The 22,180-nt window shown below is 70.4% G+C and carries 24 protein-coding genes; 12 read left to right on the forward strand and 12 right to left on the reverse strand.

Annotated elements, in window-relative coordinates:
• Positions 1 to 14: 14 nt before the first annotated feature.
• From IAI58_RS19650 to IAI58_RS19665, 4 genes are all read right to left on the reverse strand, one after another.
• Positions 15 to 467 carry a cupredoxin domain-containing protein gene (locus IAI58_RS19650; RefSeq protein ID WP_207446110.1) on the reverse strand — a complete coding sequence of 151 codons (453 nt, stop codon included), beginning with the start codon at positions 465 to 467 and terminating at the stop codon, positions 15 to 17.
• 68 nt (positions 468 to 535) lie between these two features.
• Positions 536 to 1,285: an ABC transporter ATP-binding protein gene (locus IAI58_RS19655; protein WP_237182963.1), complete on the reverse strand. Its 750-nt coding sequence runs from the start codon at positions 1,283 to 1,285 to the stop codon at positions 536 to 538.
• A complete protein-coding gene (locus IAI58_RS19660) occupies positions 1,272 to 2,006 on the reverse strand; it encodes an ABC transporter permease (protein WP_208776280.1) in 735 nt (244 codons plus the stop codon). Before IAI58_RS19660 ends, IAI58_RS19655 begins: the two co-directional genes overlap by 14 nt.
• A 68-nt stretch (positions 2,007 to 2,074) precedes the next feature.
• A complete protein-coding gene (locus IAI58_RS19665) occupies positions 2,075 to 3,061 on the reverse strand; it encodes an ABC transporter substrate-binding protein (RefSeq protein WP_207446112.1) in 987 nt (328 codons plus the stop codon).
• 201 nt (positions 3,062 to 3,262) lie between these two features.
• Between IAI58_RS19665 and pqqB the strand changes: the two genes are divergently transcribed.
• Together pqqB and pqqC are read left to right on the forward strand one after the other, a co-directional pair.
• A complete protein-coding gene (pqqB, locus tag IAI58_RS19670) occupies positions 3,263 to 4,192 on the forward strand; it encodes a pyrroloquinoline quinone biosynthesis protein PqqB (RefSeq protein WP_207446113.1) in 930 nt (309 codons plus the stop codon).
• Positions 4,189 to 4,932, forward strand: a complete 744-nt coding sequence (pqqC, locus tag IAI58_RS19675) for a pyrroloquinoline-quinone synthase PqqC (protein WP_207446114.1) — start codon at positions 4,189 to 4,191, stop codon at positions 4,930 to 4,932. The genes pqqB and pqqC overlap by 4 nt, the downstream gene beginning before the upstream one ends.
• Before the next feature lie 15 nt (positions 4,933 to 4,947).
• Here pqqC and IAI58_RS19680 read toward each other — a convergent pair whose 3' ends face one another.
• Complete coding sequence (locus IAI58_RS19680) at positions 4,948 to 5,832, reverse strand: beta-keto acid cleavage family enzyme (protein WP_419555861.1); 885 nt, start codon at positions 5,830 to 5,832, stop codon at positions 4,948 to 4,950.
• A 127-nt stretch (positions 5,833 to 5,959) separates the two neighbouring features.
• Here IAI58_RS19680 and IAI58_RS19685 point away from each other — a divergent pair, with 127 nt between their 5' ends.
• Positions 5,960 to 6,733: an SDR family NAD(P)-dependent oxidoreductase gene (locus IAI58_RS19685; RefSeq protein WP_207446116.1), complete on the forward strand. Its 774-nt coding sequence runs from the start codon at positions 5,960 to 5,962 to the stop codon at positions 6,731 to 6,733.
• Between the two features lie 19 nt (positions 6,734 to 6,752).
• Here IAI58_RS19685 and IAI58_RS19690 read toward each other — a convergent pair whose 3' ends face one another.
• The 6 genes from IAI58_RS19690 to IAI58_RS19715 all read right to left on the reverse strand — a co-directional run bounded on the left by IAI58_RS19690 (position 6,753) and on the right by IAI58_RS19715 (position 12,088).
• A complete protein-coding gene (locus IAI58_RS19690; protein WP_208776249.1) occupies positions 6,753 to 7,193 on the reverse strand; it encodes a nuclear transport factor 2 family protein in 441 nt (146 codons plus the stop codon).
• Positions 7,190 to 8,167, reverse strand: coding sequence for an NAD(P)-dependent oxidoreductase (locus tag IAI58_RS19695; RefSeq protein WP_207446118.1), 978 nt, complete (start codon positions 8,165 to 8,167; stop codon positions 7,190 to 7,192). Before IAI58_RS19695 ends, IAI58_RS19690 begins: the two co-directional genes overlap by 4 nt.
• Before the next feature lie 25 nt (positions 8,168 to 8,192).
• Positions 8,193 to 9,176 (reverse strand): Bug family tripartite tricarboxylate transporter substrate binding protein, encoded by a 984-nt coding sequence (locus IAI58_RS19700; protein ID WP_207446119.1) that lies wholly within the window; start codon positions 9,174 to 9,176, stop codon positions 8,193 to 8,195.
• Between the two features lie 27 nt (positions 9,177 to 9,203).
• Positions 9,204 to 10,025 carry an amidohydrolase family protein gene (locus IAI58_RS19705; RefSeq protein WP_207446120.1) on the reverse strand — a complete coding sequence of 274 codons (822 nt, stop codon included), beginning with the start codon at positions 10,023 to 10,025 and terminating at the stop codon, positions 9,204 to 9,206.
• Positions 10,022 to 11,026 carry a Bug family tripartite tricarboxylate transporter substrate binding protein gene (locus IAI58_RS19710; RefSeq protein ID WP_207446127.1) on the reverse strand — a complete coding sequence of 335 codons (1,005 nt, stop codon included), beginning with the start codon at positions 11,024 to 11,026 and terminating at the stop codon, positions 10,022 to 10,024. The genes IAI58_RS19705 and IAI58_RS19710 overlap by 4 nt, the downstream gene beginning before the upstream one ends.
• Positions 11,027 to 11,176: 150 nt before the next feature.
• Positions 11,177 to 12,088, reverse strand: coding sequence for a cupin domain-containing protein (locus IAI58_RS19715; RefSeq protein ID WP_207446129.1), 912 nt, complete (start codon positions 12,086 to 12,088; stop codon positions 11,177 to 11,179).
• A gap of 270 nt (positions 12,089 to 12,358) precedes the next feature.
• Here IAI58_RS19715 and IAI58_RS19720 point away from each other — a divergent pair, with 270 nt between their 5' ends.
• The 9 genes from IAI58_RS19720 to IAI58_RS19760 all read left to right on the forward strand — a co-directional run bounded on the left by IAI58_RS19720 (position 12,359) and on the right by IAI58_RS19760 (position 21,065).
• Positions 12,359 to 13,375: an NAD(P)H-quinone oxidoreductase gene (locus tag IAI58_RS19720; protein WP_208776281.1), complete on the forward strand. Its 1,017-nt coding sequence runs from the start codon at positions 12,359 to 12,361 to the stop codon at positions 13,373 to 13,375.
• A 20-nt stretch (positions 13,376 to 13,395) separates the two neighbouring features.
• The gene (locus IAI58_RS19725) at positions 13,396 to 14,160 is read left to right on the forward strand and encodes a helix-turn-helix domain-containing protein (RefSeq protein WP_207446133.1); all 765 of its coding nucleotides are present in this window, start codon (positions 13,396 to 13,398) and stop codon (positions 14,158 to 14,160) included.
• 113 nt (positions 14,161 to 14,273) lie between these two features.
• Positions 14,274 to 15,131, forward strand: a complete 858-nt coding sequence (locus IAI58_RS19730) for an amidohydrolase family protein (RefSeq protein ID WP_208776250.1) — start codon at positions 14,274 to 14,276, stop codon at positions 15,129 to 15,131.
• Positions 15,132 to 15,136: 5 nt separating this feature from the next.
• A complete protein-coding gene (locus IAI58_RS19735) occupies positions 15,137 to 15,961 on the forward strand; it encodes an amidohydrolase family protein (RefSeq protein WP_207446135.1) in 825 nt (274 codons plus the stop codon).
• Positions 15,962 to 15,984: 23 nt separating this feature from the next.
• Entirely contained in the window at positions 15,985 to 16,935 is a 951-nt protein-coding gene (locus IAI58_RS19740) for a tripartite tricarboxylate transporter substrate binding protein (RefSeq protein WP_207446137.1), read from the forward strand.
• Between the two features lie 38 nt (positions 16,936 to 16,973).
• Complete coding sequence (locus IAI58_RS19745; RefSeq protein WP_207446139.1) at positions 16,974 to 17,759, forward strand: HpcH/HpaI aldolase family protein; 786 nt, start codon at positions 16,974 to 16,976, stop codon at positions 17,757 to 17,759.
• Positions 17,760 to 17,773: 14 nt separating this feature from the next.
• Entirely contained in the window at positions 17,774 to 18,682 is a 909-nt protein-coding gene (locus tag IAI58_RS19750; protein WP_207446141.1) for a DUF6282 family protein, read from the forward strand.
• 20 nt (positions 18,683 to 18,702) lie between these two features.
• Positions 18,703 to 19,686 (forward strand): Bug family tripartite tricarboxylate transporter substrate binding protein, encoded by a 984-nt coding sequence (locus IAI58_RS19755; RefSeq protein ID WP_208776251.1) that lies wholly within the window; start codon positions 18,703 to 18,705, stop codon positions 19,684 to 19,686.
• Positions 19,683 to 21,065, forward strand: coding sequence for an MmgE/PrpD family protein (locus IAI58_RS19760; RefSeq protein WP_207446144.1), 1,383 nt, complete (start codon positions 19,683 to 19,685; stop codon positions 21,063 to 21,065). The genes IAI58_RS19755 and IAI58_RS19760 overlap by 4 nt, the downstream gene beginning before the upstream one ends.
• A 48-nt stretch (positions 21,066 to 21,113) precedes the next feature.
• Here IAI58_RS19760 and IAI58_RS19765 read toward each other — a convergent pair whose 3' ends face one another.
• A complete protein-coding gene (locus tag IAI58_RS19765) occupies positions 21,114 to 22,178 on the reverse strand; it encodes a mandelate racemase/muconate lactonizing enzyme family protein (RefSeq protein WP_207446146.1) in 1,065 nt (354 codons plus the stop codon).
• Between the last annotated feature and the right edge of the window lie 2 nt (positions 22,179 to 22,180).

Below are 22,180 nucleotides of genomic sequence, written 5' to 3' on the forward strand. Positions count from 1 at the left end.
AAAGCTGCATGGATCTACTCGACGATCAGCGTGCCGGTCATGCCACGCTCCTCCAGCCCCCGCACGCGGAAGGTGAAGTTCCCTGTCCGCACGGGCACGAAGTAGACCTCGACCTCTCCCACATCGTCGAAATCCAGCTCCTCCAGCACGCTGGTCTTGATCTCCGTCTTGCCGACCACGACCTGGCGGATCCAGACATTGCGCCAGAATTCCGGTGCCACGAAGTTGTATTCGCGCCGGCCCGCGGCGGCGATGCGCCAGCGGTAGTAGCGGCCCGTTTCCAGCCGGTATTCGCGCTGAGAGAGAGTGAAGTCATCCTCACCCGAGCCCATCACCAGTGGCTCCAGCCGCTGCGGCCGGGTGGCCAGGTCGCCACGCGCCAGTGCAGGCTGGCTTCCCAATGTTCCCGCGCAGGCCATGGCAAGGCCCGCAGCCACCAGTGATCTGCGGTTCAGGCGTGTCGTCATTGCTGTGCTTCCTCCCGGCGCGGGTGTTTTTGTTGCATGTCCAGCATGGTGCTGTCTCATGCCCACGCTCAAGCACAAACATCCGTGTTCTGGCCGACAGGCTCCGGAAAGCGCCGCGACAGCTCGGCGCGCAGCATGTCCAGGCCGCCGGCATGGTCTTTCCGGTTCTCCAGCACTCCGCGCAGGGAATGGGGCGGGCGTCCGAGCACGGCGATTCGATCGGCCAGCGCCAGCGCATCCTCCAGTTGATGAGTCACCAGAACCGTGGTGATGCCGCGCTCCGCGATCACCTCGCCCAGCAGCGCCCGCAGCCGCACCGCCGTGGCCTCGTCCAGGGAAACCAGGGGCTCGTCCAGCACCAGCAATTCGGGGTCCACCACCAGGGCCCGCGCCAGGGCCGCGCGCCGCGCCATGCCGAGCGACAGCTCGCCGGGGAAGCGGCTGCCCCAGCCACCCAGCCCGACGCGCTCCAGCAGGGGCGCCACCTGTGCGGACGGCCGCCCCGCCGCCTCGGCCGCGAGCCGCAGATTGGCTTCGATGCTGCGCCAGGGCAGGAGGCGCGGCTCCTGGAACACCACGCCCAGGCGTTGCGGCCGCTGCCGTACCTCCCCCTCGAAAGCGGTGTCGAGGCCAAGAAGGATCCGCAGCGCCGTGGTCTTGCCGCAGCCGGAAGGGCCCAGCACGGCGGTGACGCTGCCAGCGGGGAATTCGAGGCGCAGGTCGCGCAGCGCCTCCGTGTCCGGATGCCCGGCGCGGCGATACCGCTTGCTGCGGATATCCAGGGTCAGCGGGGCGGGCTGCAAGTCAGGCAAGGCCACGCCAGGCCCGTGCTCGCCGTTCCGCCGGGCGCATCACGCCGGCCTCGATAGCCAGCATGACCGCCGCGAAAGCGAGGGCATAGGCCAGCAGCCCGGCCACGTCGAAGACCTGGAAGCGCAGGTTCATCTCGAAGCCGACCCCGCTGGGGCGGCCCAGCAGCTCGGCGACCAGCACGATCTTCCAGGCCGTGGCCAGTCCCGCCCGCGCCGCCGCCGCCAGATAGGGATGGAGCTGCGGCAGCATGACATCCCGCCAGCGGGCCATCAGGCCGAAGCGGTAGGCCTGCGCCATCTCATCCAGCCCCGGCTCCATCGCCCGCGCGCCTTCCCGCAGCGTCACGGCCACGGCCGGCAGCTTGACCAGGGCGACGGCGATCACGGTGGCCGCCTCGGTTTGGCCGAACCAGATATAGGCCAGCAGGATCACGACCAGCGCCGGAAGATTGAGGAGCAGCACGAGCCAGAAATCCCCGGCGGCATCCGCGAGGCGCGAGCGCCCCATGAGGATGCCGATCGCGCTGCCCGCCACCATGGCCAGCAGGAAGGCCGCCATGACGCGCGCCAGCGTGGCCCCGAGCGCCTGCGGCAGGCTGCCATCCGCCATGGCCGCCGCCGCGGCGCGCAGCACGGTCAGGGGGTCCGGCAGGGCGCGGTCCGCCGCCCATGCGGCAATCACCCACCACAGCAGCAGGAAACAGGCGGCGGAGCCCAGGCGGATCAGCAGCGCCCCGTGGTCCGGCGCCGATGTCCGGATGGCCGGGAGGGGCTGGACCCCCGTCGCGCCCTGCGTCATGGCGGCGCGCCGGCGGGGCGGTAGAAGCTGCCCTCCGGCAGTGTCATGGCCTGGCCGACCAGGCGCGGGCCGCCCAGTTCCGCCACGATGGCGTAGAGGCGCCTGGCATCCTCCTCCTCCGCCGCGACAGGCCGCTGCGGGATGCCGGCGCGGAAGTGGTCGCGCAGCCGCAGGAACATCGCTTCGGAATCCGCCTGCATCTGGGGCCGCAGCGCCTGCCACTCGGCATCGTCGTCGCGCATGATGGCCTTGGCCCGGGCCGAGGCACGCAGCAGGCCATCCAGCGCGGGGCGGTTGGCCGCGGCCCAGCGTTCATCGAAGACATATCCCAGCATGGCCACCGGCCCGGCGGCGCCGAGTTCCTGTTCGACCTGCTCGATCGCCAGCAATGTGCGGGCGCCCCCGGCTTCCAGCCGCGCGGCGAAGTTCCAGAAGACCAGCGCCGCATCCAGCCGCCCGCGCAGCAGCTGTTCCGCCAGCAGCGGCGGCGCGCCATAGACCGGCTCGACTTCCGCCGGCAGGTCGATCCCGTCGCGGCGGGCGCGGGCGACGAGCAGCAGCCAGGCCTTGTCGAGCGGCCCCCCGGATACGCCGACGCGGCGGCCGCGCAGGCCGGCGATATCGGTGATGGAGGAGCCGGCCGGCACCATGACGGAGCCGATGCTGCTGGAGAAGGGCGTGAATTGCAGCGGCTGATTCTCGGCGCGCTGGCGCGCGACCCAGAGCCAGTCGCTGACGATGACATCGGCCGAACCCGCCAGCAGCGCCACGCGGCCGGCCTCATTCGAGGCGAGGGGGACCTGCTGGATGCTGATACCCTCCGCCGCCGCCAGCCCATGCCGCGCGATGGTATCCAGTTCCCAGGCCAGGGTGCCGAAGCGGAGAGTGCCTACCCGCAGGGCGCCGGCGCTCTCGGCGCGGCCGGGATGCGGCGCCGCGCTGGCGAGGCCGGCCAGCGCGAGCAAAGTCCTTCGGGCCAGCACGCAAGCATCCTCCCTTTGGATCTCTTCTTGATGCCGAGACTAGCGCGTCCCGCGAGCGATCTGGAAGGGCGCTTCTTCACCAGCGGCATGCCGGCGATTTCCCCGGCGGGAATCCATTTCCGCCTTTGCGGCGCCACTCCGCCGTTGATAGCCTCGCCTGCCTCTGGCGAGCGGAGCTTCCGTCTGAATGACGTGTTTGCCATGATTCATGCGGTGGTCCTTGGCGCTGCGGCGGGCGGCGGTTTCCCGCAATGGAATTCCAACACGGCGGCATGCCGGCGCGCGCGGGCCGGGGATCCGGCGGCGGCGGCGCGCAGCCAGGCCTCGCTGGCGGTCAGTGCCGATGGCGCGTCCTGGTATCTGCTGAACGCCTCGCCGGACCTGCGCCAGCAGATCAACGCCACGCCCTGCCTGCATCCACGGGAAGGCCTCCGCTCCACGCCGATCGCCGGCGTGCTGCTGACGGGCGGCGAGGTCGATACCGTGGCGGGCCTCCTGACCCTGCGGGAGCGGCAGGCCCTGCGGCTGGTGGCCAGCGATGCGGTGCATGACCTGCTGGATGCCAATCCGATCTTCGAGGCCCTGTCCCGCGATGTGGTGCCGCGCCAGCGCGTGCCGCTGCGCCAGTGGTTTCCCCTGCTGGACGCCGGGGGCGGGCCGACGGGCCTGACGGCCATGCTCTTCCCCGTGCCCGGCAAGGTGCCGCTCTACCTGGAGCCCGCCGCCGGCGGCGCCCTGGCGCTGGAGGAAGAGGATGGCGGCACCGTGGGGGTGGCGCTGGAAGCAGGGGGACGGCGGATCTTCTACATCCCCGGCTGCGCCGCCATGACGCCGGCGCTGGAGGAACTGCTGCGCGGTGCCGAGCTGGTCTTTTTCGACGGCACCCTGTGGCGGGATGACGAGATGATCCTGGCGGGTCTCGGCCCCAAGACCGGCCAGCGCATGGGCCACATGTCCGTCAGCGGCGCCGGCGGCACGATGGCCGCCTTCGCCGGGCTGGACGTAGAACGGAAGATCCTGATCCACATGAACAATTCGAACCCCGTGCTGCTGGACGGCTCGCCCGAGCGCGCCGAGGCCGAGGCCGCCGGATGGCAGGTCGCCTTCGACGGCATGGAGGTGCGGCTGTGAGCGCGGCGCTTCTCTCCCCCGACGCGCTGGAAGCCGCCCTGCGGCAGATCGGCGCGGAGCGTTACCACAACCTGCACCCCTTCCACCGCGCGCTGCATGACGGCCGCCTGACGCGGCAGCAGGTGCAGGCCTGGGCGCTGAACCGCTACTATTACCAGAGCCGCATTCCCGCCAAGGACGCCTATCTGGTCGCGCGCCTGCCGGACCCGGCCCTGCGCCGGTTGTGGCGCAGCCGGATCGAGGACCATGACGGCGACATCCAGCCCGAAGGCGCGGAGCAGAACGGCGGCATCGCGCGCTGGCTGAAGCTGACTGATGGCCTGGGGCTGGACCGGGACTACGTGATCTCCACCGCCGGCATCCTGCCGGGCACGCGCCATGCGGTGGATGCCTATGTCAACTTCGTCCGCGACCGCCCGATCCTGGAGGCCATCGCCTCCTCCCTGACCGAGATGTTCTCGCCCAACATCATCAGCGAGAGGGTCTCCGGCATGTTGCGGCATTACGACTTCGTCACGCCGGAGACCCTCGCCTATTTCACGCCGCGCCTGACCCAGGCCCCGAAGGATGTCGCCTTCGCGCTGGACTACGTGAAGGAGCACGCCCGCACCGCCGAGCAGCAGGAGGCGGTGCTGGAGGCGCTCCGCTTCAAATGCGGGGTGCTCTGGGCGCAGCTGGACGCGCTGGACTACGCCTATGTCTCCCCAGGGAATGTCCCGCCCGGCGCCTGGAGGCCCTGACGGCGGCGCGCGCCGTCACGCCGAGGGCCGCAGGCCGAGGATGCGCCGCGCCTCGGCCGCCGTCGCCACCTGCCCGCCCAGGGAATCGATGATGGCCGCCGCCTTGGCGACCAGGGCGGCGTTGTCGGGGGCGAGCACGCCCTTCCTGATATAGACATTGTCCTCCAGCCCCACCCGAACATGCCCGCCCAGCAGCCAGGCCTGGGCCAGCATCGGATATTCCCACCGCCCCACGCCGAAGCCGCTCCACTTCGCCCCCGGCGGCAGGAGGGAGGCGAGATAGGACATCGTCGCCGGGCTGGCGGAGGCGCCGTATTTCACGCCCAGCACAAGCTGGAAGAAGGGGTCCGGTCCCAGCGTGCCATCGGCCAGCAGGTCCCTGGCCAGGTGGATGTCGCCGCTGTCGAAGCATTCCAGCTCCGGCAGCGTCCCGGCCTCGCGAATCAGCTTCGCCATGACGCGGAGGTTGTCCGGCGTGTTGATGACGACGGAGGAGCCGGAATACATCGTGTTGAAATCGAGGCTGCACATATCCGGGCGCAGCGCCACGACATGCTCCACCCGCTGCGCCGGCGGCATCAGCGTGGTTCCGGGCGCGGCGAGTTTGGGGTCCTCGGGGCTGGGGACGAAGCGCTGGCCGGGGCCGGTGGTCAGGTTGATGATCACCTCCGCATTGCTGTCGCGGATGCGCTCCACGGTTTCACGATAATGCTCCAGCTCCATGGAAGGCCGGCCATCGGGGTAGCGGACATGGATATGGACGATGGCCGCGCCGGCCTTCGCCGCATCGAGACAGGCTCTGGAAATCTCCTCTGGCGTGCAGGGAAGCTCCGGATGATGCGCGCGCGTGGTGATATTGCCGGTGACGGCGCAGGAGATGATGGTGGGCATGGTCCGCACTCTCTGTTCAATGGAAGGTTCGGCAGTGTCACGCGGCGCGTGATCCGCTATCACCGCGTGGTGATTCCGCTGCTGGTGAGCCTGGAAGAGTTCCGCATCACGCAGCAAGAAGAAAGGGGAAACGGGAATGAGCGATCTCAGGGAAGGGGGCCTCGGGCCCTATGGACTCGATGGCCGCGTCGCCGTCGTCACGGGCGGCAGCAGCGGTGTCGGCGCGGCTTCCGCCCGGCGCCTGGCGGAACTGGGTGCCACGATCGTCATCGGCTACAACAGTGGCCGTGACCGCGCGGAGGCACTGGCGGCGGAACTGCCCGGCAGCGGTCATTTCCCGCTCCACCTCCCCATGACCGACAGCGCCGCCATCCGCGCCGGTGCCGCGGAGGTGGAAGCGAGGCTTGGCCGTGCCGATATCCTCGTCAATTCCGCAGGAACCACGCGCGCCGTGCCGCATGCGGATCTCGACGCCATGGACGACGAAAGCTTCGACCGCATCCTCATCACCAATGTGCGCGGCCCTTTCTCCACCATCCGCGCCTTCGCGCCGCTGCTCAAGCGGAGCGGGGACGCGGTGGTGGTGAATATCTCCTCCCTTGCCGCCGTGAACGGGCTTGGCAGCAGCATCGCCTATTGCGCCTCCAAGGCGGCGCTCGACACCATGGCGATGTCGCTCGCGCGGGTGCTGGGGCCGGAGATCCGGGTCATCGGCATCTCGCCGGCCGGGGTGGATACCCAATTCGTCCCTGGCCGCAGCCGGGAAGCCTTGCTGAAGCAGGCATCCCTCTCGCCGCTGAAAACCGTCTGTCAGGCGGATGACGTGGCGCTCGCGGTCGTCGCGGCGGTCACGCATCTCCGCCTCTCAACCGGCTGCACGCTGCTGGTGGATGGGGGCCGCCACCTCTGAGCGGGGGCGGCCCATAGCCTCAGCCCGAGGTGGGCCGCGAACCCTTGAACAGCGGGGAGGTGGTGCGGGAGGCGTAGCGCCAGCGCCCATCCGCCCCCCGCACGCATTCATCCCTGACGGCGCCGATCAGGATCGGCGGCTCCGACATCAGCGGCGGGACGCCGTCATCCGCGTAGAGGCACATGGTCCATTCCGCCGTCGCGTGATCGGCATCCCTGACGGTGACATGGAAGTTATGGATCAGGTGCCGGGCCACGCGCGGGCCGCGCGACTCGCGTTCCGCATAGAAGCCGCGGATCTCCTCCCGGCCCCGCCGCGACTTGTGGCTGGTGGTATAAACGCCATCCTCGGTGAAGTATTCATGGGCGTGGCGCCCCCAGTCCGTATCGACGTCATGCCAGAAGGCGATGTTCAGCGCCTCCAGCTCCTGCCGGATGCGGAGTTCGTCAATGGCCATCATGCTGTCCCTGTTGCCTCAAGATAGTCCGTGAATTTCGCGGGATCGACCAGCTCGCCTTCCCGCAGCCCCCGCAATGCCGCATCCACCATGGCGATGCGGGCCTCCCGCGTGCTGGCGCCGGCATGGGGGGTGGAGAGCAGGTTGGGATGGCGCAGCAGCCGGTCGTTGTCGGGCGGTTCATGCGCGAAGACATCGAGGCAGGCCGCCACCAGCTTCCCGCTCTCCAGCCGCTCCAGCAGCGCCTCCTCGTTCACGATGCCGCCACGGCAGGTATTGACCAGCACGCAGTCCGGCCGCAGCCGCGCCAGCGTCGCGGCGTCATAGAGATCCTCCGTCGCAGGGGAGCGGGGGATGTGCAGCGACAGCACCTCCGACCGCTCCAGCAATTCGGCGAAGGAAACCGGCGTGATGTCATGTTCCCTGTAGAAATCAGGATAGTCTCGGATGTCATGGGTGATGATGGTGCAGCCGAAGGGCTGGAGCAGGCGCACCACCTCCTTGCCGATATGTCCGCAGCCATGCAGGCCGACGACGCGGCCCGTCAGGCTCCGGCCGACGCGGGTGCGCGGCCTCTCGCCATTCCGCATGGCCAGGCTGAGCGGCGCGACCCAGCGCAGCCCGGCGATCATGAAGCACAGCGCGAGTTCCGCGACCGCGAGGCGGTTGACGCCCGGCGTGAAGCCCAGCCGCACGCCGTGGCGCTGGCAGGCCGCGAGATCCACCGTGTTCAGCCCGACGCCGAAGATGCCGATGTCGCGGATATGCGGCAGGGCGCGCAGGACGCGGTCATTGACCACGTCGCCGCCCATGATGGCGCCGTCGCAATCCGCCAGGAAGGCGATGATCTCCTCCTCGGTCATCCTGTGGCGGATGTCCTCGTTGAACTTCGCCTGCGGATACTCGGCGAGGATACGTTCGCGCAGATAGGGCACGCTGCCGATCGCGCCATTCGTCACGCCGGGGCGGCGGAGCATGGCTGGCCTTGTCTCCGGCATCAGCTCACTCGACCGAGATATTGGCGGCCTTGATGACCGGCCGCCATAGCTCGACCTCCGCCGTCATGCGGCGCGTCAGGTCGGCCGCCGTGCCACCGAGCGGCGTGAGGCCGAGATTCGGCAGCAATGCCTTCGTCTCCTCCAGCGCCAGATAGGCATTGCTCTCGGCGTTCAGGCGGCTGACGATCTCCGCCGGCATCTTCGCGGGGCCGAGCAGGGAGATCCAGCCGGTGGCCTGGTAATCCGCCACGCCCTGCGCCTGCACCGGCGGCGTGTCCGGCAGCTGCGGGATCGCCTGGGTCGCCGTGACGCCGAGGGCCTTCAGCGCGCCGGTCTCGATATGCGGCAGATAGGTGGTGACGAGGTCGAGCGCCATGTCGACCGAGCCGGCCAGCAGGTCGTTGGTCAGCGGCGCCGAGCCGCGATAGGGGATGACATTGAGCTGGATGCCCGTGCGGTACATCAGCAGCTCCACCGCCAGATGCGCGACGGCGCCCAGCGGCGGCGTTCCGCAATTCACCTTGCCCGGATTCTTTTTGGCATAGGCGATCAGCTCCTGCACCGTGCTGTAGGGCATGTCCTTCCGCGCCGCGATGACGATCGGCAGTTCCGCGAGCAGGGCGACCGGCGTCAGATCCGTATTGGGATCGAAGGGCATCGAGCGGTAGAGCAGCGTGTTGTTGGTGATCGGCGCATTGGTCGTCACCATCAGCGTGTAGCCATCCGGCGCCGCGCGCGCGACCATCGCCGCGCCGATATTGCCATTGGCGCCGGAGCGGTTGTCCACGACCGCGGGATGGCCGAGGCGATCCCCGAGATAGCGCGAGAGCCCGCGCGCCAGCACGTCGGTGGAGCCGCCCGCCGGCCAGGGGACGATGACGGTCGCCGGGCGGCTGGGCCAGGTTTCCGCGCGGGCAGGGCGCGCCGCCGCCGCGAGGCCCGCGCCGATGGCGAGGCCGCCCAGGCCGCGCCGTGTGATGCTGGACATGATCCGTTTCCTTCTGGTTCTTCTTGGTCAGGCGCCGAAATACAGCCGCATCGGCGTGTCGCCGGTGATCAGCCGGCGCGTCGCCGCATCGGGCACCCAGTCATGCAGGTCGGCGATCGTCTGGGCGTAGCTCACCTGGTTCTCGAAGGCGGCGAAGGGCCAGTCGCTGCCCCAGACCAGCCGCTCCCCGCCGGAGACGCGCAGCAGCGCCCGCGCGTAATTCCGCGCCGCCTCCGGCGAGGGCATGCGGAAGCCGCCGGACAGCTTCACCCAGGTGCGCCCGCGTTCCACCGCCGCCAGCAGCGCCTTGAAGCCGGGGCAGTCGATGCCGAGGCGCTCGTCGGGCTTGCCGAAATGGTCGATCACCAGCTTCACGCCGGCATCCTCCATCGCGTTGATCACCTCCGGCAGCGCCGCGCCGCTGGCGAGCGTGTGGACATGCCAGTCCAGGTCACGCACCCGCCGCAGCAACAGCCTGTATTCGGGTGAGCGGAGGTCCGGCGGGTTCGGCACCCGGCGGAAGAACAGGCGGATGCCGACGATGCCATCGGCCTTCATGCGCTCCAGCGTGTACATATCCGTCTCCGGCAGCACGAAGGCGGTGCCGCGCAGCCGTGGATTCCGGCGCATGGAGCGGATGACATAGTCGTTGTACTGGCCATGGAGGCTGGCGGCCGCGATGACGCCGTAGCCGATGCCATGCTGGTCCATCAGGGCGATGAACTGCTCGGCCGTGGCATCCTCCGGCGGGTGGTGCCAGGCCCAGGGGGTGAGGGGCATGTCGCGGGTGTAGAGATGGAAATGCGCGTCCACGAGCGGCGTGTCGGCGGCCTGGGTCGAAACGGTCATTCGCGAGGAATTCCTGCCTGCTCCACGATGCTTTTCCACAGCGGCACCTCGGCGCGCATCCGGCTCGCCAGCGCCTCCGGCCCGTCCAGCAGCGTCTCCGCGCCCAGTTCCGTCATGCGCTCCGCCAGCACGGAATCCCGGCGCAGCGGCGCCAGCTCCCGCATCAGGCTGGCGACGACCCCGACCGGCAGGTCGCGCGGGCCGAACAGGCCGAACCAGAGCTGGATGCCGTCGTAATCCGGCACCTCCTCCACCATGGCGGCGGCATCGGGCGCGAGCGTGGCCCGCTGGCGCCCGGCATTCGCCAGCACGCGCATCCGGCCTGCCCGCAGATGCGGGATGGCCTCGACCGGGCTGAGGAAGGCGGAATCCGTCTCTCCGCTCAGCAGCGCCGTGGCCGAGGGGGCGGAGCCGCGATAGGGCACATGCAGCAGGTCCAGCCCCGCGCGCGCGCGCAGCAGCTCGCCCGCCAGGTGGACGGTGGTGCCGACGCCGGAGGAGCCGAAGCTGACCCGGCCCGGCTGGGCGCGCGCGCGGACCAGGAAACTCCGCAGGTCACGGAAGGGACTGTCGGCACGGACCAGCAGCAGGATGGGCGCGGCTGCGGTCATGGTGATGGGCGTGAGGTCCGTCAGCGGGTCGAAGCCGGGGTCGCGCTGCAGCGCGGGAAGGATGGCCACGGCCGAGGTGCTGTGCAGCAGCGTATGCCCGTCCGTGGCCTGCGCGACGGTGCGGATGCCGAGGGCGCCGCCGGCGCCCGAGCGGTTCTCCACCACGAAGGACCTGCCGAGGTGGCGCGTCAGGTGGTCCGCGATGATGCGCGCCGGGATATCGGCGGTGCCGCCGGGCGCGAAGGGAACGATGATGCGCGCGTTCTGGCCCGGCCAGCCCTGCTGCGCGGCGGCGGGCGCCGCGAGGAGGCCGAGACCCGCCGCCGCCAGGGCGTGGCGGCGCGTCAGGACAGGGGGGCGATGGATGGCTGATACGCGGCCGAGCGGCATGACTTCCCTCCGCGGCACATTGTTCCCGTGCCGTGACGGTCCAGCCTAACGGCGGCGCGGGCGCCATCCAGCATTTCGGCGCCGCGTTCCGCAGGGCGGAATGCAGCGCCGTTCCGGCGGCAGGGCGGCGGCACGCGCCGCCCGGATCGTTCAGGCCCCGTCGGGCATGGGGTAGTCGTCGGCGTTCAGCACCCAGCCCGGCTTCTTCGAGAAATCCAGGCGCGGCGGGCAGAAGATGTCGACGAGCTGGTTCAGCCCGGCGGCCTGGGCGCGGGTGGTGTGGATGGCGGGCGGCGGGATCACGGCCACGGAAGGCGAGCCGCAGAATTCATGCTCGTCCTCCCGCCAATGGTTCATGTTCGGCGTCCAGGGCCAGCGCAGGTCGTGGATGAAGTCGCCGTCCAGGGCCAGCGAGCACTGCTCGAAATCCTCGTGGTGATGCGGGGAAAGCTTCGTGGTGTCGCGCGGGCCGTGCCGGGGGTCGAGGTAGTTCACCATGAAGGTGGAGCCACGGAAGATGCGGCCGAACCGCCCTGGCTCCACCGCCACGTCCAGCCCGTAGCGCCGGATGCGGTAGCCATCCTTCGGCGCCGGCCATGCCTCCAGCGGCGGGATCAGCGGGTTCGGCGTCGCATAGGCGGCGTTGTTCGGGCAGCGGGCGACGAGATCCTCGGCCCGTGTCGTGAAGAGGCGAACGATGCGGCCCGCGCCGCGGATCTCGATGCTGCTGTCGCCGGGCGGGATGAAGACCACCGCATGGCCCGCGCAGTCCTGCCGCTCCCCGCCGGCGGTGACGATGGCGGAGGTGGCGGCATCCGGCAGCAGCAGCACATACTCATCGGGCTGGCCCTGGCGCGTGAAGCGGGCGCCGTCGCTGGCCATGGTGTAGGCGACGACGAAGTTCTGGCCCCGCGCGTGCCAGGTGCTGCCCTCCGGGCCATCCTCCTGCGGCGGCGTCTCGTAGAACTTCACGTAGCTGGATGGCGAGTAGCCGCCCGCCGGCACGGCATGGCCGGTGCGGGAGGGCGCGAGCGCGGCGCGCGGGTCCGACTTGTCATACATCGGCGGAGGTCTCCTTCATCTGCATCCTGTCCCGCGCGTCAGGCCGGCCGGCGCGGCGCCCTGGCCCACGGCGGATGCGGCCGTGGAAAGGACCCTGGTGGCCTCCCGGAAGGCCGTCTCCCCGATGTTAGCGGCGGCCCTGCCGGCGGCGCGGCAATTCTGGCCCCATTCCGCTATGCGGAACGCACGCCCGCCCCGCGCGACCCGCCCCCCGCCAGGGTGCTAGGAGGGCGGCGGATGGCCGTTGGCGGGAGCAGAGCCGGGATGCAGATGACAGTGGTGGAGATCCGCGGCCAGGGTGGACCGGAGGTGCTGCATCTCGCGCAGCGGCCGGTGCCGGACTGCGGGCCGGGGGAGGTGCTGGTGCGGGTTGCCGCGGCCGGGGTCAACCGGCCGGATGTGCAGCAGCGCAAGGGCCTCTATCCGCCCCCGGCCGGCGTGACGGATATCCCAGGGCTGGACGTGGCGGGGGTGGTCAGCGCCGTGGGGCCGGATGTCGCCTGGCCGCGTGTCGGCGACGCCGTCTGCGCGCTGGTCGCGGGCGGGGGCTATGCCGAGTTCTGCCTGGTGCCGGCGCCGCAATGCATGCCCGTCCCGCGCGGCTTCACCTTCGCCCAGGCCGCGACCCTGCCGGAAGTCTTCTTCACCGCCTGGAACAACGTCATCTGGCTGGGGCGGCTGGCGGAGGGGGAGACGCTGCTGGTGCAGGGGGGCACCAGCGGCGTCGGCCTCGCCGCCATGCAGATCGGCAGGCACCTGCGGGACGCGACGGTGCTGGCCACCAGCAGCTCCGCCGCCAAGCGGGCGGTCTGCCTGGAGATGGGCGCGGATGCCGTGGTCGACTACCGCGACGCCGACTGGCCGGAGCAGGTACGCGCGCTGACGGACGGGCGCGGCGTGGATGTCATCCTGGACGGGCAGGGGGGCGACTACACGCCGCTGGAACTGGGGCTGCTGGCGCCGGATGGGCGGCTGGTGCTGATTGCCAGCCACCGCGCGCCGAAGGCCGAGATCAGCACGCGCGAGATCTATATCCGCCGGCTGACCCTGACGGGATCGACGCTGCGCGCGCGCCCCGTGGCCTATAAGGGCCGCATCGCGCGGGAACTGGTGGAGCAGGTCTGGCCGCTGCTGGAGGCGGGGCGCATCCGCACGCATATCTGCGGCGTGCATCCGCTGGCGGAGGCCGCGGCCGCCCATGCCGTGCTTGACGCCAATGAGCAGATCGGCAAACTGGTGCTGACCGTTTCCGACCTCGCGGAAACCGTGCCGGAACCGCCCTCCTGAGCGACCCGCCTGTCCAGTCCGTGCTGCGCGCCCTGTCGATCCTGAAGGAATTGAACAGGCAGCAGAACACCACGGTCGATCAACTGCACCGCACCACCGCCCTGCCGAAGCCGACCATCATGCGGCTTCTGGGCACGCTGGCGGCGGCGGGGCTGGTGACGAAGGCGGAGCGGGGCCTCGGATACCAGGTCACCTCGGATGTGCTCTCGCTCAGCGCCGGCTTCCACGGCGGGCCGCTGGTGGCGGAGGCGGGGCGCCCCTGGGCGGTGGACCTGACGCGCCGCCTGCGCTGGCCGGCGGCGATCACGGTGCCCGTGCACGGGCGCGTCGCCGTCAGCGTCAGCACCGTGGCGGACAGCGCCGTCTCGCCCTTCCATGCCACGGTGGGCGTCAGCTTCAGCATGGTGACGCGCGCGGTGGGCCGCGCCTACCTCGCCTTCTGCCCGGATTCCGAGCGGCGCATCCTGATGCGGATGCTCGCCGCCTCCAGCGACCCGGAGGATAACCCTCCCAACCTCACCCGCGTGGTGCAGGCGATGATCACCACCGTCCGGCGCCAGGGCTATGCGGAGCGCGACCCGAATGTGGAGCCGCGTTCCTCCAATACCGTCGCGGTGCCGATCCGCCTGGGCGAGACGGTGGCCGGCACCATCGGCCTCAGCTATTTCCGCTCGGCCGTCAGCCACGCCGTGCTGGTGGGCGAGCTGGTGCCCGCGCTGAACAAGGCAAGCCAGGAAATCACCGTCTCCATGGAGCGGTTGCAGCGGGATCGCGCCGGCAACTGACGGCGCTTCGCGTGCCCCCCCCGGCGTTCCGCGATGCGGAATGGCCGCATTTATCCCTCCGGCGCCGGCCGCCCCTCCCTTACCGTCAACGGCACCAGAGGGAAGGGAATGCGATGCCCGATCAGCATCAGGCCGCGCCGCATCTGACGGGCTTCGTTCCGCCACGCCATGCCTGCGACGCGCACTGCCATGTCTTCGGGCCAGGCGAGCGTTTCCCTTATGCCGCGAGCCGCCGCTACACGCCGGAAGACAAGCCCAAGGAAGTCCTCGCCGCGCTGCACGACCGCCTGGGGCTGGAGCGCGCGGTGCTCGTGCAGGCGAGCTGCCACGGCACCGACAACCGCGCCATGATGGACGCGCTGCGTTCCGATCCCGCGCGCTATCGCGGTGTCGCCATGATCGACGACGAGACGCCGGATGCCGAGCTGATGGCGATGCACGAGGCCGGCGTGCGTGGCATCCGCTTCAACTTCATCAAGAGCCTGGGCGGCGGCCCCGGCCTGGACGTGGTGCATCGCGCCGCCGGCCGCGTGCGCGGCATGGGCTGGCATGTCGTGCTGCACCTGCAGGGCGATGGCGTGCGGGAGATGGAGGAGACCATCCGCGCGCTGCGGATGCCAGTGGTGATCGACCATATGGGCCGTGTCGATCCGGCGCAGGGGGTGGAGGGCGCATCCTTCCGCGCCCTGCTGGCGCTGCTGCGGGAGGATGAGCGGATCTGGGTGAAGCTGAGCGGCGCCGAGCGCATGGTGCCCGCCCCCTTCACCGCGGCGCTGCCCTTCGCCCATGCGCTGCTGCGGGCGGCGCCGGACCGCGTGCTCTGGGGCACCGACTTCCCGCATCCCAATCTGGCGGTGCCGGTGGAGGAGACGGAGCTGCTGGACCTGGTGCCGCTGATCGCCCCGCGCGCGGAGGACCGGCAGCGCCTGCTGGTAGAAAATCCCGCTGCTCTCTATGGCTTTGAGGACTGACCGCCATGCCGGCCGTTGACAGCCACGCCCATGCCTTCGATCTCTCGCGCCAGGGTTGGGGCGGGGACCGGGGCTTCGACATCCTGCCGAATGAACTCGGCACCGCGCCGCAGTTCCTGCATCTGCTCTCCTGCCACGGCTTCACCCATGGCGTGCTGATCAATCCGCTCGGCGGCTATGGCGCCAACAACACCTATATGCTGGAGGCCATCGCCGCCAGCGGGGGCAGGCTGAAGGGCGTGGCGCTGCTGCCGGATGGCACGCCGGAGGCGGAGATCCGCCGGATGGTGGAAGGCGGCATCACCGGCATCCGCTTCAACCTGGACTTCCCGACCAGCCCGCCGCTGCTGGGGCCCGCCGGGGAACGCGCCCTGGCCCAGGCGCGCGAGGCCGGCTGGATCGTGCAGGTCCACTACCACCACGGGGATTCCATCATCGCGGCCCTGCCGGTGCTGCGCGCCGCCCGCCTGCCGGTGGTCATCGACCATTGCGGCAGGCCGGACCTCGCGGAAGGCCCGGGGCAGGCCGGCTTCCAGGCCCTGCTGGATTTCGGCCGGAACAGCGATGCGGTGATCAAGCTCTCCGGCGCCTTCCGCCTCACCAGAACGGGATCGCCTTATACCGATACCGACCCCTATGTCGCGGCGCTGATCGAGGCCTTCACGCTGGACCGCTGCATCTGGGGTTCCGACTGGCCCTTCCTGCGGGCGAAGGAACGCACGGATTACGGCGCGCTGCTGGCCGCGCTGCACCGCGTCGTCCCGGATGCGGCGGGGCGGGAGAAGATCCTCTGGACCAATCCGTCACGGCTCTTCGGCTTCACGGCCTGAAAAGAACCACGGGGAATACGACCATGCTCATCTCCCGGCGTGGCGCCTTGATGGCCGGCGGGTCCGTCATGATGGTGCGCGCGGCGCGGGCGCAGTCCTGGCCCGACCGCCCGATCCGCGTGATCGTGCCCTATGCCGCCGGCGGCGCCGACCAGTTCATCCGGCCCTTGCAGGACGGCATGACGCAGGCCCTGGGGCAGGCCATCGTCATCGAATCCGCGCCCGGCGGGGGCGGGGCGCTGGGCGCCAACCGCGTCCGCACCGCGCCGCCCGACGGCCATACGCTGCTCTTCGCCGGCACGGGCGCGCTGACCGCGGTACCGAGGTTGCAGAAGCTGGGCTATTCCATCGCGGATTTCGCGCCGATCGCCAATCTCATCGCCATCCCCTACGTGCTGGCGGCGCGGCGGGATGCCGCCTTCACGGATATGGCCAGCTTCCTGAAGGCCGCCAAGGCGAGGCCGGAGGGGCTGACCTATGGCACGCCCGGCACCGGCAGCACGCCGCATCTGATCGCCGAGGCCATGGCCAAGGCCGCCGGCATCCGGATGCTGCATGTGCCCTATTCCGGCATCGCCACGGCCGCCGTCGCGCTGCTGGCGGGGGATATCGACCTGGTGATGGGCGCCCCCGGCAATATCATGCCGCTGATGGAGCGCGGGGTGCGCCCGCTGGCGCAGACCGGCGCCGCCCGTATCGCACCGCTGCCGGAGCTGCCGACGCTGCGCGAGGCAGGGCTGCCGGTCGAGCTGGTCACGCGCTTCGGCTTCTTCGCGCCCCGGCACACCGATGCCGCGATTCTCGACCGCCTCGCCCGGCTCGTGCTGACCGGCGCCGCCGGCCCCGCCTATGTCGAGGCCATGCACCGTGGCTTCAACGAGGTGGAGCCGCTGGACCGCGCCCGGTTCCAGGCCTTCCTGGAAGCCGAGGACAAGGCGACGGCGCAATGGCTCCAGGCACTGGACCTGGGTTGAGGCCCGATGAACCACCATTCGCTCCAGGGAGCCATGTGATGCCACCCTCGCCACCTGACGGCAGTTTCCGCGCCCGCCTCGCCCGCCGCGACGTGCTGGTCGGCAGCTTCATCAAGACGCCGACGCTGCACAGCACCGAGATCCTCGGCGCGATGGGCTTCGATTTCGTCGTGATCGACGAGGAGCATTCGCCCTTCGACCGGCAGGCGACCGATGCGGCGCTCTTCGCGGCCAGGGCCACCGGCGCCGCCGGGCTGGTGCGGGTGCCGAGCCCGGCGCCGCATCACCTGCTCTCCGTCCTCGATTGCGGGGCGACGGGCGTGCTGGTGCCGCATGTCGCCAGCGCCGCGCTGGCCGCCCAGGTCGCCGCCGCCTGCCGCTACCGTGGTGGACGGCGCGGCTATTCCGGCTCTGTCCGCGCCGCCGGCTATGGCGGCGGCAGGATGTGGGACTACGTGGACAGCGCCGATGCCGCGACCACCGTAGTCGCGCAGATCGAGGACCCGGAGGCGCTGGACGAGATCGATGCCATCGCGGCCACCGACGGGATCGACGCGCTCTTCATCGGCCGTGGCGACCTGACCGCCGCGATGGGCGCGCCGACCAACGACGCCCCGCCGATCCGCGAGGCCGTGGACCGCATCGCCGCCGCCGCGAAGCGCGCGGGCAAGCCGGTCATGGTCTTCGTCGGCGGCATGCAGGAAGCGAGCTGGCTGCACGGCATAGGCGCCAGCGCCTTCGTCTATTCATCCGACCAGGGGTTCATGAAGCAGGCCGCGTCCAAGGCGCTGGCGGAGCTGCGTGGCCTTCCTTCCCAAGCCTGACAGGACATATCCGAATGACCACCGAAGCCGATCCGGCCCTCGTGCAGTCGCTGATGCAGGGTGCGATCGACCTGCATTGCCACAGCGGCCCTTCCGTCATGGCCCGCGCGGTGAACCATGAGCAGGCGCTGGAACAGGCGGCCGAGGCCGGGATGCGCGCCGTGCTGTTCAAGGACCACTACTATCCCACCGGTCCCTTCGTGGATGTGCTGAAGGAATCCGGCAAGGCCACCAGGGCGGAGCCCGTCGGCAGCATCGTGCTGAACAACGCCGTCGGCGGCATCAATCCCTTCGCCGTGGAGCCGGCGCTGAAATGCGGTGCGAAGGTGGTGTGGATGCCCACCGTCTCCGCCGCCAATCATATCCGCGAGGGGCACCGCAAGTCGCTGTTGCCGACCAAGAGCAAGATGCTCAAGCAGGTCGGGCTCTCGGCGGTGGATGCGCGGGGCGAGCTGCTGGACAATGTGAAGCAGGTGCTGGACATCATCGCCGAGCATGATGCCGTCCTCTCCTGCGGCCACCTGCATATCAGCGAGGTCTGGCCGCTCTTCGACGAGGCGAAGAAGCGCGGCGTCACCCGCCTGCTGGTCAACCACCCCAGCTACACCGTCGGCGCCACGCTGTCCGACGTGAAGGAGCTGGTGAGCATGGGCGCATGGATCGAGCATTCGATCTGCATGTTCATCCCCAACCGCATGAAGGTCTATGACGAGGACTTCCTGAAGGCGCTGATCGAGGCGGCCGGGGTGGATCGCACCTTCTTCGGCTCCGATCTCGGCCAGACCAACGCGCCATTGCCGGTCGAGGGCTTCCGGCAGATCATCGGCCTCTGCCTCTCGCTCGGCTATAGCGAGGATGATATCCGCAAGATGGTCGGCACCAATGCCGCGCAGCTCGCGGGCATCGGCGCCAATCAGGGCTGATCCAGGATCGATAGGGAAGAATGACGATGGTCGGGTCCCGTCCTCCCAGCCGCAGGCAGGTGCTGTTTGCCGCCGGACTGCTGCCGCTCGGCTTGGCGGGGCCGGCGCGGGCCGCCTGGCCCGACAGGCCCTTGCGCCTGATCGTCGCCTATCCGCCCGGCGGCACGGGCGACCTGGTGGGACGGCTGGTCGCGGAGGGGCTTGGTGCCCGCATCGGCGGCACGGTGGTGGTGGAGAATCAGGCCGGCGCGGGGGGGGTCATCGCCGCCCGCGCGGTCAGCCGCGCGGCGCCGGACGGCTATACGCTGCTGCTGGCGGGAAATGCCATCTTCGCCATCCAGCCGCATCTCACCGATGTCGGCTTCGATCCGCTGAAGGGCTTCAGCCCCATCGCCAATGTCAGCGAATCCCAGCGCGTGCTGGCCGTCCGCAACAACCTGCCGGCCACCACCCTGGCCGAGCTGGTGGCCTTTGGGAAGCAGAACCCGGGCAAGCTCAATTTCGGTTCCGCCGGCATCGGGTCGAGCCTGCATGTGATGACGGAGATGTTCCTGCGGGAGGCCGGGGTCCAGGCGGTGCATGTGCCCTTCCGGGGTTCGGCGCCCGGCGTGCAGGCGCTGCTCTCCGGCGATATCGACTTCATGATCGACACGGCGGTCATCCAATACGTGCTGCAGGGCAAGCTGCGCGCCCTCGCTTCCGTCGCCGACCGCCGGCTGCCGCAACTGCCCGAGCTTCCGACGCTCGCGGAACAGGGATATCCCAAGGTCCGCACCTCCGGCTGGCAGGCGGTGCTGGGTCCGCCGGGTATGCCGGCGGAACTCATCGACACCCTCGCCGGGCATATCGAGGCGATGCAGAAGGACCCCACCTTCCTCGCGGGCCTCGAACGCCTCAACGCCGTGCCCAGCTTCCGTGGCCCCGCGCAGTTCAACACCGACCTCGCGGAGGATTACCGCCAGTTCGGGGAGATCATCCGCGGCACCGGAATCCGCGCGGAATGAGGTCCGATGGCCTCAACGCGGCGGCCGCCCGCTGGGCCGCCGGCCTGACGCTGGACGTCGTGCCGCCGGAGGTGGTGGAGAGCATGCGCCTCCGCATCCTCGACCTCATCGGCGTCATGCTGGCGGCGAAGCCGCTGCCGCTGGTGGCCGCCGCGACGCGCGCGGCCGTGGCGGCGGACCCCGGCGGCGGCGCGGCCATCCTGGGCGATGCCACGCCGGTCTCGCCCATGGCGGCCAGCTTCGTGAACGGCGTGATGTCGGCCGTGCTGGAATATGACGACACGCATATCGAGAGCTTCATCCACCCGAACGCGCCCGTGGTCGCCGTGGCCTTCCCGGAAGCGCAGCGCCGGCGCCTGCCGGGCCGCCTGCTGCTGGAAGCGGCGCTGGCGGGCAGCGAGCTGACCTGCCGTCTCGGCCAGATCACGCCGGTGCGGCTGCATACGCTGGGCTTCCATCCCACGGCCGTCTTCGGCGTCTTCGGCGGGGCCTATGCGCTGGGCAGGCTGCGCGGGCTGGCGGCGCCGGTGATCGCGGATGCCATCGGCGCGGCGGGCAGCCTCTCCGCCGGGCTCAATGCCTCCTTCGAGGATGGCAGTTCCACCAAGATGATGCATGTCGGCTTCGCCGCGACCGGCGCTCTGCGCGCCGTGGCCCTGGCGGAGCAGGGGATCTCCGGTCCCGCGCCGGTCTTCGAGGGCCGCTTCGGCTGGTTCCGCAGCCATGTCCAGGGCCGCGACGACCTGCGCTTCGGCGCGCTGCTCGACGGCCTGGGCGAGACCTGGGAGGTGTTGAACGTCGCCTCCAAGCTCTATCCCTGCGCCTTCACCATGATGCCGCATATCGAGGCCGCGCTGGCCCTGCGGGCGCGTCACGACATCCGGCCGGAGCAGATCGAGGGCGTGACCTGCCTGATCGGCAGGCGATCCTTCGCCACCATGTGCGAGCCGGTGGAGGACAAGCGCCGCCCCTCCACCACCTGGCACGGGCGGATCAGCCTGCAGCACACGGTGGCCGAGGCACTGGTGCGCGGCCGCATGGACAAGGACGCCTATGCTGAGGAGAGCCTGCGCGACCCCGTGATCAACGCCATCGCCGACAAGGTGGAGTATCGGGACGATCCGGCGACGGATGCGCTGCGTTCCGGCGGCACGGTGCGGCTGCGCCTGCGCGACGGGCGCAAGGTGGAGCACCGCATCGACGACATGCGCGGCACCCGCCGCAACCCGCTGACGCGCGAGGATGTGGTGGCGAAGTTCCAGGCCAATGTGCGGGACGTCCTGCGGCCGGATGTCGCGGAGCGCGCGGCCGAGCAGATCCTGCGGCTGGACCGGCTGGAGGACAGCGCCGTGCTCTTCGATGCGCTGGGCGGGCGTTAGGCCGGGGAGGGGAAACCCCGGCCTTCCGGCTGCCGCGCGGCCCCGGCCTCAGGCGTAGGCCACGCCGCAGCCTGGCCCCGGCGGCACCTCGATCACGCCATCCTGGATCGGCAGCGGCGTGAAGGGGTCGTCGAGGATGTGGTCGTGTTCCGACAGCTCGCAGGCGAAGGGAAGCTGGCGCAGCGAGGCGGCGGCATGGGCGGAGGCCGCCTGCAACAGGGCGGGACCGAAGGCCGCGCCCATGCGCGCGGTGATCTGCCCGGCCTCCAGCAGCCGTGCCGCCGTGACGAAGTTCCGCACGCCGCCGAGCTTGGTCAGCTTGAGGTTGACGACATCCGCGACGCGGCCCTCCACCACCCGCAGGGCATCGGCCACGCTCTCCACCGTCTCATCGGCCTCGATCGGCACGGGCAGGCTGCGCGTGACGAGCGCGAGCCCCGCCCAGTCCGCCGCCGGCACGGGCTGCTCGACCAGGGCGATGTCATGCCGCTCCAGCTGCCGCCAGGCCGCGATGAAGCCCTTGGCGCTGTAGGACTGGTTCGGGTCCAGGGTCAGCGTCGTCCGCTCGCCGGCGGCCGCGCGCACTTCCGCCACGCGGCGCGCATCCAGTTCCGCCTCGCCGGAGAGTTTCAGCTTCAGCGTCCGGTAGCCTTTCGCCACCAGCCCCGCCGCCGCCGCGGCCATCTCCGCCGGCTGCTTGATCGGCAGGATGCGGGACTGCGGGATGCGGTCGCGGAACCGCCCGCCCATCAGCGCCGAGAGCGGCAGGCCCGACCGGCGCGCCAGCAGGTCGTGCAGCGCCATGTCGATCGCCGCCTTGACGGAGCGGTTGCCCGCCAGGGCCGTCTCGACCAGATCGAGGATGGCGGCGAGATCCGCCGGGTCCCGCCCCAGCAGCAGCGGGCGCAGGAAATGCAGCGCCGCCTCCGCCCCCGCGCCATGGGTCGTGATGGCGGGGATGGCATGGGCATAGCCGAGGCCGGTGACGCCGTCCTCGTCGGTCAGCACCAGCACCCAGCCCCGGAGTTCCGGTACCGTGGCGCGGGCGAAGCTCCAGTTCGCATCCGCCTGCCGCTGGGTGCAGGGGCGCAGCTCGGCCGAGATGATGGGCATGG

The sequence above is a fragment of the Roseomonas marmotae genome (genome assembly GCF_017654485.1).
GTDB classification, from domain to species: domain Bacteria; phylum Pseudomonadota; class Alphaproteobacteria; order Acetobacterales; family Acetobacteraceae; genus Pseudoroseomonas; species Pseudoroseomonas marmotae.